The organism is Flavobacterium sp., from assembly GCF_031381455.1.
Classification (GTDB): Bacteria; Bacteroidota; Bacteroidia; order Flavobacteriales; family Flavobacteriaceae; genus Flavobacterium.
The window spans coordinates 74,330-89,213 of sequence record NZ_JANMXZ010000041.1 but is presented as its reverse complement, the minus strand read 5'-3'; the positions used below and the strand labels follow the sequence as shown (position 1 = coordinate 89,213).

Annotated in this window: 11 protein-coding genes; all 11 read right to left on the bottom strand. The window is 39.0% G+C overall.

Translation table 11 applies throughout. The annotated features are described in order from the left end of the window. Positions 1-35: 35 nt before the first annotated feature. The 11 genes from RMN97_RS10185 to deoC all read right to left on the bottom strand — a co-directional run bounded on the left by RMN97_RS10185 (position 36) and on the right by deoC (position 14,780). Positions 36-1,271, bottom strand: a complete 1,236-nt coding sequence (locus tag RMN97_RS10185) for a M20 family metallo-hydrolase (RefSeq protein ID WP_309614413.1) — start codon at positions 1,269-1,271, stop codon at positions 36-38. Between the two features lie 242 nt (positions 1,272-1,513). After that, the gene (gene preA, locus RMN97_RS10180) at positions 1,514-2,782 is read right to left on the bottom strand and encodes an NAD-dependent dihydropyrimidine dehydrogenase subunit PreA (protein WP_309614412.1); all 1,269 of its coding nucleotides are present in this window, start codon (positions 2,780-2,782) and stop codon (positions 1,514-1,516) included. Between the two features lie 90 nt (positions 2,783-2,872). Beyond that, complete coding sequence (locus RMN97_RS10175) at positions 2,873-4,258, bottom strand: NAD(P)-dependent oxidoreductase (RefSeq protein WP_309614411.1); 1,386 nt, start codon at positions 4,256-4,258, stop codon at positions 2,873-2,875. A 110-nt stretch (positions 4,259-4,368) separates the two neighbouring features. Beyond that, positions 4,369-5,235 carry a nitrilase-related carbon-nitrogen hydrolase gene (locus tag RMN97_RS10170; protein WP_309614410.1) on the bottom strand — a complete coding sequence of 289 codons (867 nt, stop codon included), beginning with the start codon at positions 5,233-5,235 and terminating at the stop codon, positions 4,369-4,371. 75 nt (positions 5,236-5,310) lie between these two features. Then, positions 5,311-6,693: a dihydropyrimidinase gene (hydA, locus tag RMN97_RS10165; RefSeq protein ID WP_309614409.1), complete on the bottom strand. Its 1,383-nt coding sequence runs from the start codon at positions 6,691-6,693 to the stop codon at positions 5,311-5,313. A gap of 67 nt (positions 6,694-6,760) precedes the next feature. Further along, positions 6,761-8,203, bottom strand: coding sequence for an NCS1 family nucleobase:cation symporter-1 (locus tag RMN97_RS10160; protein WP_309614408.1), 1,443 nt, complete (start codon positions 8,201-8,203; stop codon positions 6,761-6,763). Positions 8,204-8,312: 109 nt separating this feature from the next. Continuing rightward, a complete protein-coding gene (locus RMN97_RS10155; RefSeq protein ID WP_309614407.1) occupies positions 8,313-9,665 on the bottom strand; it encodes an aminotransferase class III-fold pyridoxal phosphate-dependent enzyme in 1,353 nt (450 codons plus the stop codon). A gap of 37 nt (positions 9,666-9,702) precedes the next feature. Continuing rightward, complete coding sequence (locus tag RMN97_RS10150) at positions 9,703-11,160, bottom strand: CoA-acylating methylmalonate-semialdehyde dehydrogenase (protein WP_309614406.1); 1,458 nt, start codon at positions 11,158-11,160, stop codon at positions 9,703-9,705. A 352-nt stretch (positions 11,161-11,512) separates the two neighbouring features. Further along, positions 11,513-12,394: an aldehyde dehydrogenase family protein gene (locus tag RMN97_RS10145; protein WP_309614405.1), complete on the bottom strand. Its 882-nt coding sequence runs from the start codon at positions 12,392-12,394 to the stop codon at positions 11,513-11,515. 11 nt (positions 12,395-12,405) lie between these two features. Continuing rightward, positions 12,406-13,872, bottom strand: a complete 1,467-nt coding sequence (locus RMN97_RS10140; protein ID WP_309614404.1) for an aldehyde dehydrogenase family protein — start codon at positions 13,870-13,872, stop codon at positions 12,406-12,408. Between the two features lie 5 nt (positions 13,873-13,877). Continuing rightward, positions 13,878-14,780, bottom strand: a complete 903-nt coding sequence (gene deoC, locus RMN97_RS10135; protein WP_309614403.1) for a deoxyribose-phosphate aldolase — start codon at positions 14,778-14,780, stop codon at positions 13,878-13,880. Positions 14,781-14,884 lie beyond the last annotated feature (104 nt).

Below are 14,884 nucleotides of genomic sequence, written 5' to 3'. Positions count from 1 at the left end.
ATTTCTTTCTGAATGGCTTGTAATACTATTTGGTTTTATTTTTTTAATACCTCCCTTACTGTTCCCAATAAAACATTGGCACCAAGAGCCAAATCTTCATAAGAGGAATACTCAAGCGGATTATGACTGATGCCATCTTTGCAACGAACGAATATCATTCCGTAATCGCAGGCGTAAGACAGCGCTAATGCATCGTGGAATGGGCCGCTCATTAGTTCGATTTCATCCAAATCTAACTTTTTACATTCGTCATGCATGATTTCCTTTATCCAATCAGCGCAATAACGCGGGTCGCTTTTGGTGTCTTCGGATATTTCGTAAGTGAGTTTATGTTTGGCACAAATGGACTCTATTCTATCTCGAAGCTCTTTCTCGTAACGGTTTCTTCGTTCTAAATCAATGTCGCGCAAATCAACGGTAAAGGTCACTTCTTCCGGGATAATATTTCTTGATGATGGAAAAATATTCAAAGTTCCGACTGTTCCAACGGTTGGGTTTCCCGGAACTTGAGTGGCAATTTCGTTGACGGCGACAATAATTTCGGCTGCACCAACTAAAGCATCTTTTCGAATCGGCATTGGAACAGAACCCGTATGTCCTGCCATTCCTTTTAGTTTGACTGTCCACCACAATGGTCCCGAAATTCCCGAAACAACTCCTATTGGTTTGTGTGCCATGTCCAAAACCGGACCTTGCTCTATGTGCAATTCTAAAAAGCAAAAAATGCTTCCCGGCTTATACTCTGATTCCTTGAATTTCGTAATGTCGCAACCAAAATCTTTTAGTGCTTGTTCTCTAGTAATTCCGTCTTGGTCTTTTCGTTGTAATTCGCCTTCTTCTAGTTTGCCTAAGATTCCGCGTGAACCGAAAAGTCCTTTGTTAAAACGCCAGCCTTCTTCATCGGCAAAGGAAATTACTTCAATGCTTCTTTCTGGAACAATGCCGTTTTCATGTAAAGTTCGAACAACTTCAATCGCACATAAAACGCCGGCGACACCATCAAATCGACCGCCATAAGGTTGTGAATCGAGATGCGAACCCATCATCAAAACGGGTAAGTTTGGATTTTTGCCTTCGAGTCTTCCGATTAGGTTTCCGAAATTATCGATATGTGTTGACATTCCGGCTGCTGCCATCCAGGAAGCTGCGATTTCAAATCCTTGTTTTTCCAATGCTGTATGCGCAGGACGACAAGTTCCTGTTTCGCCTATTTTACCTATTTCACTCATTGCTTCAAAATAACTTTGAAGTCGAGTTGCGTTTATTTTCATTTGCTATTATTTTAACAGAATTCTTTTAGTTTTTTAACCATTAAGAAATTAAGGTAATTAAGTATTGTTGGTTTGCGTGAGGGATTGCAGCAAGTATCCTTTTTTGTTAGTGAATAGCCCTCTCCCGAAACTTCGGGACCGCTAAGGGTGACAAACAAAAAAGATACTGCGGAAAGCCCGACCTCGTCTTTTCGACGAGGACACGCCCACACGAGCGTCAGCGAACTGAACGTAGTTAAATATTAATGATCATTCAACGGACGGCCTTCTCTTTGCCAATCTTTCCAGTTTACATATTCAGGAGCTACGCGATGTACTTCCATCGTGATGCAGGCATCAACCGGGCAAACCAATTTACACAAATTACATCCTACGCATTCTTCTTCTTTCACGGTGTAATTGTTGTACGGATTTCCTCTTTCCACATTAATCGATTGGTGTGAAGTGTCTTCGCAGGCAATGTAGCACAGTCCGCAATGGATGCATTTATCTTGGTCGATTTTGGCGATATGATGGTAGTTAATATCCAAATCTTCCCAATGAGTAATTTTCTCTACTGATTTTCCGATGAAATCGGTGGTCTTTTCAAATCCTTTTTCGTCCATCCAGTTGTTTAAGCCTTCACACATATCTTCTACTATTCGGAAACCGTGATTCATTGCTGCTGTACAAACCTGTACAGAAGTTGCGCCTAAAAGCATAAATTCTACAGCATCTTTCCATGTACTAACGCCACCAATTCCAGAAACAGGAACTCGGGAAGCAATTGGATCTTGTGCCACAGTCGTTAGCATTTTTAAGGCGATTGGTTTTACGGCCGGACCGCAATAACCGCCAAAAACACTTTTCCCTGCTACATAAGGATTCGGTACTAAAGTATCCAAATCAATTCCGGTTACACTCTGAATAGTGTTTATTAAACTCAATGCACTTGTTCCGCCTTGAACTGCCGCTTGTGCTGTTGGCACCACCGAATGTACATTTGGTGTAAGCTTTGTGATTACGGGAATTGTTGCTTTTTCCATTACCCATTCGACTACCATTTTGGCAATTTCCGGGTCTTGTCCTACTGCTGCTCCCATGCCTCTTTCGGTCATTCCGTGTGGGCAACCAAAGTTTAATTCAAATCCCATTGCTCCGGCATCTTCTGCTTTCATGATTAAATCATGCCATGATTTTCGGTCGTTGTCCGCCATCAGCGAAACAATCATTGCTCTGTCCGGGAACATTTTTACGACTTCGTAAATTTCTTTTAGATTGATTTCTAATGGTCGGTCGCTGATTAATTCGATGTTGTTGAAACCCATCATTCGTTTTCCACCATAATCCACGGAGGAATAACGAGAAGAAACATTTTTGACTTGCGAACCCAAAGTTTTCCATACGACTCCGCCCCAACCTGCTTCAAAAGCGCGAACGACATTGATTAACTTATCTGTTGGTGGCGCGCTGGCTAACCAAAATGGATTGGGAGATTTTATGCCTAAGAAATCTGTTGATATATCTGCCATAATTTTTTATTTTATTGTTGAGCTTAATTTTTCTTAATTCCTTAATGGTAAAAATTTTAAACCATTAAGATATTAAGGTTCATTAAGTTTTTAATTGTTGAAGGTTGGTTTTAATTCGGATTCTAAAATGTATTCAGGTCCAAAGAGGTGTTTTACAATAGCAGCTGCGCCGTCTTTTCCTGCCTGAACTGCGTCTACAACTTCTTTTCCGCCGTTGACACAATCGCCACCGGCAAAAACTCCAGCTAGTTTCGAAGCTGATTTTCCGCTTACTGCAACTTTTCCGTTATTGTTTTCGATGTTATTATCATTGACTAAAGATTCGAAAGGCATTTGCCCTGCCGCTTTAATTACCATATCAACATCTAATGTAAACGTTTCACCAGATACAATTGGACTTCTTCTTCCGCTGCCGTCAGGTTCTCCTAATTTCATTACATCGCAAACCAATTGAGATACTTTCCCATTGTTGCCAAGGATTTCTTTTGGAGAAGCCAACCAAGTAATTTTACAACCGTCTAATTTGGCTATATCTAATTCTTTTTGGGTACACGGCATTTCGGCTTGTGTTCTTCGGTAAACCAAAGTCACATCGCTTGCTCCTAATCTTTTAGCCTGAGTTGCGGCATCGATAGCGGTCATTCCCATTCCGATTACGGCTACTTTATCGCCGACAGCAATTTTGGAATAATCGTTATCCCGTAATTCGTAAATGAATTTAATCGCATCTTCAACACCTTCTAAATGTTCTCCCGGAATGTCTAACTGACGCGCCAATCCCACTCCGAACGCCATATAAACAGCATCGTAATTTTTTTGAAGTTGTTCTAACGTAATATCTTTTCCAAATTCCTGGTTGTATTTGATTTCGATTCCGCCGATAGATGTAATATAATTTACCTCATCTTCACAGAATTCAGGTGTTACTTTGTAAGCTGCAATTCCGTAGGTCATTAATCCGCCGCCTTTGGCTTCTTTTTCATAAATGGTTACATCTATTCCTTCGCGGCTCAAGGTATGTGCACAGCTCAAACCAGCAGGACCGGCACCAACGATGGCGACTTTCTTGTCTTTGGATGGTTTTCTGTCAAATAATTGCCATTTGTTTGCCATGGCTTTTTCGGTAGAATAGCGTTGTAAGCGAGCAATATTTATTGGTTCTTCGTGCATCATATTATATACACAAGCGCCTTCACAAAGTTTTTCTACAGGACACACTTTACTGCATCCTGCTCCCATAATATTGGAAGCAAAAATAGTATGTGCGGAACCTTTTAGATTCTCAGTAGCAATTTGTTTGATGAATTTTGGAACGTTGATCGATGTTGGACACGACTTCATACAAGGCGGATCGTAACAAAAAAGGCAACGATTTGCTTCTACCAGAGCCGCATCTGACGTTTCAAATGGTGGATGAATATCGGCAAAGTTTTCCTGATATTCAGCTGTGGTTAATCGGTTATTTTTAATGCTCATATTTTGGTTGGTTTTTTATTGTGATTAAAGTTTTACCGCAGATTCGCAGATTTTTTTAAAAAAATTTAATTAATGAAAATTAAAAATCTGTGAATCTGCGGTTCATTTTTTTAAGGTGCTGTGATTTCGCCATAAGTTTCCGGTCTTCTGTCTCTATAAAATTGCCATTTGCTTCTGATTTGTTCGATTAAATCCAAATCGAATTCAGCTACTAATAGTTCGTCTTTATCTTCGGACGCTGTCGCAAAAATTTCGCCTAACGGATTCACGAAATAAGACGTTCCGTAAAAGCGTCCTAAGTTCCATGGTTTTTCAATTCCGACACGATTGATGCAACCCATAAAATAACCATTCGCTACAGCATGTGCCGGTTGTTCGAGTTTCCATAAATTTTGAGATTGTCCAACGGTTGTTGCGGATGGATTGTAAACAATTTCGGCACCGTTTAATCCTAAACATCTTGCACCGTCAGGGAAATGTCTGTCGTAACAAATGTAAACTCCGACTTTAGCATATTTGGTTTGGAAAACAGGATAACCTAAATTCCCAGGTTTAAAGAAGAATTTCTCCCAAAAACCACCTGTTTGTGGAATGTGATTTTTTCGGTATTTACCTAAATACGTTCCGTCAGCATCGATGACTGCAGCAGTATTGTATAAAACACCCGCCTGGTCTTTTTCGTAGACAGGAACAACAATTACCATATCGTATTTTTTGGCGTAAACCTGCATTCTTTCCGTTGTTGGACCTGGAACACTTTCTGCCGAAGCATACCAAGCGCTGTCTTGTCCCGGGCAGAAATAGGGCGTATTGAAAATTTCCTGAAAACACAAAATCTGAACACCTTGTTTTCCTGCTTCTTCAATATATGGAATGTGCTTTTGCACCATCGCTTCCATGATTTCGGGAATGGTTCCTTCGCCTTCTGTTTTGGCTAAACTCAATTGAATTAGGCCTGATTTTACTATTCTTGCCATACTTTATGGTTTGTGGTTTGTGGTTTGTGGTTTGTGGTTATAACTATAAACAACAAACCAAAAACTATAAACTCATTATATTTTCCCTGCCACTTTATTTCGTTTCACAAATTGGCCGTAGCCTTTTTGTACTTTACATTCGTTATTGTCAATTACCACTTTTCCTCGAAGCAAAACGGTTTTTACTTTTCCTTTTACTTCCCAACCTTCATAACCGCTGTAATCTACGTTCATGTGATGGGTTTTTGCGGAAAGCGTATGCTTTTCATTTGCGTCAAATAATACAATATCGGCATCGCTTCCTATTGCAATCGTTCCTTTTTTCGGGAACATTCCGAAGATTTTTGCAGCATTAGTTGAAGCTACTTCTACGTATTTATTTAATGTGATTCTGCCTTTGTTTACGCCTTCGCTGAAAAGCAATTCCATACGGTTTTCGATTGCAGGATGACCATTTGGGATTTTGGAGAAATCATCCTTGCCCATCAGTTTTTGTTCCCACATAAACGGACAATGATCCGTAGCAACCACATTTACCATACCTTGATTCAATCCTGCCCAAAGTGTTTCCTGATCTTTCTTTTCGCGAAGTGGCGGCGACATCACCCATTTGGCACCTTCAAAATTTTGTTCATATAAACTAGCATCCAAAACCAAATACTGGATACAGGTTTCAACGAAAAGATTTTGATTTCTTCTCGTTGCATTACGCACCGCATTCAAAGCGCCTTCACATGTTAAGTGAACAATATAACCAGGACAGCCAGTATAATTTATCATATCTACAAAACGCTCGCTGGCTTCGGCTTCAGTAACTTCGGGTTGTGATAAATAATGATATAGTGGAGATAATTTGCCTTCTTCTCTGTGTTTGGCAATCAGGTAATCAATCATATCGCCATTGGTAGCGTGGACGTTTATTAAACCGCCGTGTTTTTTGACTTCTTCCATAAGACCAATCATTTGACGATCGTCAATCATTAGAGCGCCTTTGTAAGCCATAAACGTTTTGAAAGATGTAATTCCTTCAACTTCTATGAAATGCTGAATTTCTTTTTTGGTTTCGTCATTAAAATCGGTTACTGCCATGTGAAAACTATAATCACCAACGGCATTATTATCACTTCTTCCTTTCCAATCTTTTAATGCGGATTGTAGACTTTTGCCTTGCGTTTGCAGGATGAAATCAATCACCGTTGTTGTTCCGCCATAAAGTGCGGCACGCGTTCCTGTTTCATAATTATCGCTTGAATAGGTTCCCATAAACGGCATATCTAAATGCACGTGTGGGTCAATTCCGCCGGGCATCACTAATTTTCCAGAGGCATCGATGACTTCATCGGCAGTCACATTTAAGTTTTTACCAATAGCCGAAATGGTTTCGCCTTCAATAAAAATATCAGCTACATAATCATCCGTTGCTGTTATTATTCTTCCGTTTTTAATTAAAATACTCATTTTATTTTTAGTTTCTAAGTGTCTGAGTGTCTATGTTCCTGAGTTTTTTACTCAGCTACTTAGCTACTCAGTTACTCTGTTTTTTCATTAATAACCAATATACAAATCCGCTTAACGCGAAACCGACAAACCACGCATAACTATATAATCCGATTAACCAGCCAGGAAACAGGTCTGCTGGAAATACTTTTATAGTGGTAAAAAATCCGGGGACATTTGGTGCAATTCCAATCAATAAAGCGATAATCGCGCTGAAATTGAATCCTTTTGAAAAAGCATAAATTCCTTTAGTATTGTATAAATCATCAACGACTAAAGTTTGTTTTCGGATAAAATAATAATCGACAATCATGATTCCGCCGACTGGTCCGAGCAAACTTGAATAGCCAACCAGCCAAGTGAAAATATAGCCAGTTGGATCAGCAATCAATTTCCATGGAAAGATTAAAATTCCGATTATTCCTGTGATGTAACCGCCTTTTCTAAAGTCGATTTTTGATGGCGATAAATTAGCAAAATCATTAGCTGGACTTACAATATTCGCAGCAATGTTTGTCGCCAATGTAGAAATAGCTACTGCAATCATGGCAACGCTAACTAATAGTTTACTATCAAATTTTCCGGCTAAAACTACAGGATCCCAAATCATGGTTCCAAAGACAATTGTGGTTGCTGAAGTCACTACAACTCCAACAAAAGCAAACAAGGTCATCGAAGTTGGCAAACCATAAATCTGTCCTTTTATTTGCGCTTTTTGAGAAGTGGCATATCTTGTAAAATCGGGAATATTTAACGAAAGTGTCGCCCAAAACCCAACCATTCCGGTTAACGCTGGGAAAAAGAAATGAAAGAAATCGGTCGTGTTTGTAAATTTTGATGGTGTGTCTAATATTGGTCCCAAACCATGAGCCGCACTTAACGCCCAAAACAAAAGGGCTAAAGCTGCAACTGGTAAAAAAATCGCTTTAAAAACCAATAATTTTCGGATGCTGTCTACGCCAAGATAAACCACATACATATTTAGTAACCAAAACAAAATAAAACATATTGCAGGTCCGGTTTGCAATCCCCAAGAATCTGGAAAAACTTGTGGCAAGGTTTCTAGTGACGGAATCCATAAACGCGCCATTTGAAAGATTGCAAATCCACCAATCCAGGTTTGAATTCCGAACCAACCGCAAGCTACAATTGCTCTCAACATTGCAGGAATATTGGCTCCAGCCGTTCCGAAACTCGCTCTTGCAAAAACCGGAAATGGAATTCCATATTTGGCTCCGGCATGGCCGTTTAAAATCATCGGAATTAAAACTACTGTGTTTCCCAAGAATATTGTTAGGATTGCCTGCCACCAATTCATTCCGCCTTCTATCAATGAACTTGAAAGCATGTACGTTGGAATACACAAACTCATGCTTATCCAAAGTGCTGCATAATTCCACGTCGTCCAAGTTCGCTTTTCAGTCGAAATTGGAGCCAAGTCTTCGCTATACAAGGATGAATTTGTATTCATTGGTTTTGGATATTTGTAAAACAGTTTGAATTTTTAAACCATTAAGGCATTAAGAATTTTAAGCATAGTTTGACTTAACAAAGCTTAATTTCTTAATGGTTTATTTTTTTTAAATTAAAGCTTCATCCGAAATTTTTAAAGCTTCGCTGATAATGGCTAATCCTTCATCTATTTGCGCTTCCGTGACGCACAATGGTGGCGCTATAAAAATATAACCCCAACGAACGAACGTGTATAATCCCAATTCGCGAACTTTAGCCGCAATTTGATTCGTAACTTTTAAATCATCGCCAGCAGCATTATAAGGTGCGATTAATTCACCAGTCGTTTTGTTTTTTAAGACATCCAAACAACCTAAAAGTCCCGTATTTCTGAATGCTCCCATGCTTGGATGCTGGCTTCTCATTTCTTCGATTCTTGATTCGAGATAAGCACTCATTTGACGCGTGTTTTCGATCAATTTATCACTTTCGTAGATGTTGATTACTGCCAAAGCAGCAGCTAAAGCTACCGGATGACCATTATACGTCAGGCCAATCATCATTGGAGTGTTTTCAAATTTTTCGGCAATTTTGTCAGAAACCATTAGACAGCCTAATGGTAAATAGGATGAAGTCAATCCTTTTGCCATACAAACCATATCGGGAACGATGTCATGATTTTGAAAACCGAACCATTGTCCCGTTCGACCAAAACCGCTCATCACCTCATCGGCAACGAACAAGATTCCATATTTTTCACAAAGTGCTTTTACACCTTTTAAATATCCTTTTGGATAATGAAGACAACCCGACGAACCGCTTTCGCCTTCAAAAATGAAAGCTGCAATATTGGCTTTACCTTCCAAATGAATTACTCTTTCTACATATTCCAAACTTAAACTCAGCTTAGTAGCATTGTCTAAATCTTTCATTCCGAAGAAATAATACGGATCATCTAAATGCACCGCATTAGGCATTTGTTGGGAATCGTTAGCCAGTTTTCTTGGGTCGCCACCAACGGTCATTCCGCCGATTGAACCTCCGTGAAAAGCTCTGTATCTTCCGATGATTTTGTGTCTTCCTGTGTATAATCTTGCTAGTTTAATAGCGTTGTCAATAGATGAAGTTCCGCATAAAGTGTAGAATGCTTTGTTCAAATCGCCAGGACATATTTCGGCTAATTTTTTGGATAATTTAGCTCTGACTTCTGTCGTACATGATGGTGTCACGAAGCTAACTTTTTGCATTTGTTCCACCACTGCATCGGTAACACGTTGGTCGCCGTGACCAATATTTACCGACATTAAGCCAGAAGAGAAATCGATTATTCTGTTGCCATCGTAATCGTATAAATAAACACCTTCGGCTCTTTCAATAGCAATTGGGTTCACAGGAGCTTGTGCCGACCATGAAAACAAACTGTATTTTTTGCTATCGCTGATGATTTCTTCTTTCGTCATTTCTTGTTCTTTCGTAATCATTGTCTTTTCTCTTTTTTCTATGTTCTATTCTCTTTTTTTAGCTCATCCAGTTAACTCCGGCTTCCGCATTCCACTTAATAGTACTTTTTTTCAATTTTGTCCAAAACTCTATTGAGCTTTTTCCGGTGATGTCACCAACTCCGAATTTACTTTCGTTCCATCCTCCGAAACTAAATGGCTCTCTTGGCACAGGAACTCCAACATTTACACCAATCATTCCGGCACTGGCTTTGTCAATAATGTAACGTGCCATTCCGCCATTTTGCGTGAATACGCTGGCGGCATTTCCGTAAGGATTCTTATTTTCAATTACCAAGGCTTCGTCAACGGTTTTGGTTCTGATGATTGAAATTACAGGTCCGAAGATTTCTTCTGTCGCAACACTCATTTCCGGCGTGACAAAGTCGATTACGGTTGGGCCAACATAAGTCCCTTTTTCTTTCCCTGCTACTTTAAAATTTCGTCCGTCTACTAATACTTTAGCGCCGTCTTTTTCAGCTTGGGAAATATATCTTTCAATACGTTCTTGCGATTCTTTATTGATAACCGGACCAAGATTAACTCCAGGAATTATCTTTCTGGCTTCGTCACAAATTTTGGCTACGATGTGATCTACATCACCAACTCCAACCATAGCAGAAGCTGCCATGCAACGTTGACCTGCGCAGCCCGACATAGAAGCCGCAACGTTTTGAGCTGTCATATCAGGAATAGCATCAGGTAAAACCATCAAGTGATTTTTGGCACCGCCAAGAGACAAACATCTTTTATAATTGGATGTAGCACGTTGATAAACAATCTTCGCCACTTTGGTTGAACCAACAAATGAAACTGCTTCAATTTTTGGATGATCGCAGATTGCATTTACGATATCTACATCGCCATGAACTACATTGAAAACGCCGTCAGGTAAACCTGCTTCTTTTAACAATTCGGCTAATCTTCCGCAGCTCAACGGCACTTTTTCGGAAGGTTTTATAATCATGCAATTCCCTAACGCAATTGCATTTGGAATCGTCCAGTTTGGAACCATAGACGGAAAGTTAAAAGGTACGATTGAAGCCACAACGCCCAATGGTACATGTTCTGTTCTGCACTCAACGCCTCTGCTAACTTCTAATAATTCTCCTGTGATTAGTTGAGGTAATGATGTGGCAAATTCTGTAAGTTCGATACATTTTTCTATTTCGGCGACAGATTCTCCGTAGGTTTTTCCGTTTTCCTCGCTACATAATTCGGCAAGTTTTTTTAGGTTTTTTTCCAGTAGTGTTTTATATCTAAAAAATACCTGAACTCTTTCCTTGATTGGTGTTTTGCTCCAAGCTGGAAAGGCGGCTTGAGCAGCTTTGACAGCATCGTCTAAATCTTTTGAACTTGACATCGGAACGGTTGATAAATGATTCCCATCTAAAGGCGAAATTACATCCATCGTTTTTGAGGTAGACGCATCGACAAACTTGCCTCCGATGTAATTCTGAATTGCTGAATATTTCATTGAAATTCGTATTGTTATTAGTTAAATTGAAAATTTTAGGACAGCTAATTTGATTAATTAATTGGTATAAAAAAAATAATATTTCATTTATTTTGTTAAAAAAGGCAGTTTGTTTCCATTTTTAATAATTTGCCTACCCATAAATTCATAATTTGCTTGTTAAATAGATGAAAAGTCTTTATTTTAAAAGATAATTGAACACAAAAAAGTACAAAAAACATTAAGGTATTAAGTTTCATTAAGATTTATATTTCTTAATTTTCTTAATACCTTAATGGTTTAACTATAAGTAAAAAGTAAATAAATTATTTACTAAAATTTCTAGAATAGTGGCAGAATCTTAAATTTTATTCTAATAACCTGCTCCAGCACCAGCAATAACTTCAATTGGATGCCAAGTAGTTTTGGTTTCCTGGAAGTCAAAAATCGAATAAGGCGACTCGTGTTTGTCATCGAAATAATCACCGTCTTCACGAAGCACCACACGCTTTAAATTTTCGATGGCTAAATCCTGAATTTTGGCGATGATTTCTGAAGCTGCACCGCAATACAAAATTGCATTAACATCTTTGTGAGCGGCAAACTGCGTTAATAATTCCGTTTGATTTCCCGTAAGGATATTAACTACACCGCCTGGAACATCTGAAGTTGCTAGCACTTCGGCAAAAGTAACAGCGCACAATGCCAATTGTTCAGAAGCTAATACTATGCAAGTATTTCCACCTGTGATGATGCTTGCAATTTGAGTTACTAAACCAAGCAAGCTACTTTGTTGTGGTGCAAAAACTGCTACAACTCCGGTTGGTTCTGGCACAGAAAAGTTAAAGAAACTTCCCGAAACCGGGTTTACACTGCTGAAAAGTTGCGTGTATTTATCGCACCAGCCTGCATAATAAATCAAACGGTCAATACTTAAATCGACTTCTGTCTGCGCTTTTGCTTTGCTGATTCCCTGCAATTCGAGTTCTTCAATAAACTGCGCTTTTCTGCCTTCCAGAACTTCTGCAATTCGATACAAAATCTGATTGCGATTGTAGGCCGTTTTGTGTGCCCATCCACCTTGTGCATTTCGAGCTGCCACTACAGCATTTCTAAAATCTTTTACAGAAGACAAACACATGTTAGCTACCGTTTTTTTGTTCACGATAAGTGGATAATAACGTCCCGATTCGGTTCTTGGAAAACTTCCGCCGATATATATTTTATAGGTTTTCAAAACTTCTATTCTTGCCATGATGTTAGTTTTTATTCAAATTTTAAATAAGGTTCTAATCCGTGTAAACCGCCTTCTCTACCGAAGCCGCTTTCTTTATACCCTCCAAATGGCGAGGCTGGATCAAACTTGTTAAAAGTATTAGCCCAAACCACTCCGGCACGCAACTGTGATGTCATGTTGAAGATTTTTGAACCTTTATCTGTCCACACTCCAGCGGATAATCCGTAAGGTGTGTTGTTTGCTTTTTCGATAACTTCATCCACCGTTCTAAACGTTTGAATCGCTAAAACCGGCCCGAATATTTCTTCTTGTGATATTCTATTCGACTGGCTTACTTTGGTAAATATTGTTGGTCGGCACCAAAATCCTTTTGATGGTAAATCGCAAGTTGGTTGATACATTTCGGCACCTTCTTGTTTTCCGATTTCGATATATTTATTGATGGTTTCCAATTGTTTTTTGGAATTGATAGCACCGATGTCTGTATTTTTATCCAATGGATCACCAACGTGTAATGAATTCATTCTGTCTTTCAGTTTTTGAACGACAACATCAAACACTGATTCCTGCACATACAAACGAGAACCTGCACAACAAACATGTCCTTGATTAAAGAAAATTCCGTTTACGATTCCTTCCACAGCTTGGTCTAACGCAGCATCTTCAAAAATGATATTGGCTGCTTTTCCGCCCAATTCCATCGTAGATTTTTTAGGAGTTCCTGCAATGGCTTTCATAATTATTTTACCAACAGCAGTCGAACCTGTGAAAGCAATTTTATTCACATCGGGATGATTTACAATGTGTGAACCTGTAAGTCCTGCACCCGAAACGATATTCACAACTCCGGCAGGCAAACCAGCTTCTTGAATCACTTCTGCCAATAAATATAAGGTTAACGGAGTCGTTTCAGAAGATTTAATAACAACCGTATTTCCTGCAGCTAAAGCAGGTGCAATTTTCCACGCAGCCATCAATAATGGGAAGTTCCATGGGATAATTTGTCCTGCAACGCCCAGTGCTTTTGGTTTTCTGTTTGGAAAAGCATACTCCAATTTATCAGCCCAACCGGCGTAATAAAAGAAATGTGCTGCTGCCAAAGGAACGTCAACATCACGCGATTCACGAATTGCTTTTCCGCCGTTTAGAGTTTCCACAACTGCAAATTCTCTTGCGCGTTCCTGTATGATTCTGGCAATTCGGTAAATGTATTTTCCGCGTTCTTTTCCGGATAATTTTGACCAAACGGTATCGTATGCTTTTCGGGCTGCTTTAACAGCTGAATCAATATCGGCTTCATTTGCTTCGGCAACTTTAGCTAAAACTTTTTCGTTGGCAGGATTAATCGTGTCAAAATATTTTCCTGATTTTGGCGCTACAAATTTGCCGTTGATAAACAAATCGTAAGTATCCTTTAATTTGAAATGTGTCGTGCTTTCCGGAGCGGGAACTAAATTCCAGTCGGAACTAAAATCTATTTTATGTGTTTTTTTCATTCGGATTAAACTTTAGAAAAATAATCGTTTGATTGGTAAATGCCTGATTTTTGTTTTACGATTTGTAGCAAAACATCATTGGCTAAACTACTGGCTCCGAAACGGAAATACTCATTGGTTAACCATTTTCCGCCAAGGGTTTCTTTTACCATTAATAAATAGTGGAGGGCTAATTTTGAGTTTGAAATTCCACCCGCAGGTTTCATTCCAATCATAATTCCGGTTTTGTAATAATAATCACGGATGGCTTCTAACATTACTAAAGTTACCGGTAGTGTTGCCGCTGGTTTTATTTTCCCTGTAGAGGTTTTTATAAAATCTGCTCCGGCATACATGGCGATATCACTTGCCTGACGTACTTTGTCAAGGGTTCCGATTTCGCCTGTTTCTAAGATAACTTTTAGTCGTACATTTTTGCCGCAAGCTTCTTTAATCATTGCGATTTCATCGAAAACAAAATTGTATTCACCACTATGGAATTTGCCTCGGCTAATTACCATGTCAACTTCGTCAGCACCGCCATCAACCGCCATTTTTGTGTCTAATAATTTGATTTCAGCGCTTGATTGTCCACTTGGAAAAGCTGTTGCAACCGAAGCCACTTTTACGCCGGTTCCTTTGAGTTCGTTAACGGCAAGTTTGACAAAATTTGGATACACACAAACTGCCGCAGTAGTAGGTAATCCCGGTAATTCGTCATGTAAATGATGTGCTTTGAAGCAAAGTTGTTTTACTTTTTCATCGGTATCAGCACCTTCTAAAGTAGTTAAATCAATCATATTCAAAGCCATAAGTAAGCCTTGCATTTTTGATTCTTTCTTTATACTTCGGGAAGTAATTCGGGCAATTCTATCCTCAATCCCAACTTGATCTATTCGTGGGGAATTTAAAAAATCATTATGTTTCATTTACTAATTTTAATTAAAAATCCGTATGGATTATTGATTTCAAATCAACACGAACAGACAAAGATATAAATATCTTAATGACTAAAACCCATTATTGGTAATTT

Excerpts from the sequence above, each read along its gene's own strand:
- RMN97_RS10150 (WP_309614406.1), bottom strand. The coding sequence starts at position 11,160 with ATGAAATATTCAGCAATTCAGAATTACATCGGAGGCAAGTTTGTCGAT.
- RMN97_RS10160 (WP_309614408.1), bottom strand. The coding sequence starts at position 8,203 with ATGAATACAAATTCATCCTTGTATAGCGAAGACTTGGCTCCAATTTCG.
- RMN97_RS10145 (WP_309614405.1), bottom strand. The coding sequence starts at position 12,394 with ATGGCAAGAATAGAAGTTTTGAAAACCTATAAAATATATATCGGCGGA.
- hydA (WP_309614409.1), bottom strand. The coding sequence starts at position 6,693 with ATGAGTATTTTAATTAAAAACGGAAGAATAATAACAGCAACGGATGAT.
- deoC (WP_309614403.1), bottom strand. The coding sequence starts at position 14,780 with ATGAAACATAATGATTTTTTAAATTCCCCACGAATAGATCAAGTTGGG.
- RMN97_RS10170 (WP_309614410.1), bottom strand. The coding sequence starts at position 5,235 with ATGGCAAGAATAGTAAAATCAGGCCTAATTCAATTGAGTTTAGCCAAA.
- preA (WP_309614412.1), bottom strand. The coding sequence starts at position 2,782 with ATGGCAGATATATCAACAGATTTCTTAGGCATAAAATCTCCCAATCCA.
- RMN97_RS10140 (WP_309614404.1), bottom strand. The coding sequence starts at position 13,872 with ATGAAAAAAACACATAAAATAGATTTTAGTTCCGACTGGAATTTAGTT.
- RMN97_RS10185 (WP_309614413.1), bottom strand. The coding sequence starts at position 1,271 with ATGAAAATAAACGCAACTCGACTTCAAAGTTATTTTGAAGCAATGAGT.
- RMN97_RS10155 (WP_309614407.1), bottom strand. The coding sequence starts at position 9,665 with ATGATTACGAAAGAACAAGAAATGACGAAAGAAGAAATCATCAGCGAT.
- RMN97_RS10175 (WP_309614411.1), bottom strand. The coding sequence starts at position 4,258 with ATGAGCATTAAAAATAACCGATTAACCACAGCTGAATATCAGGAAAAC.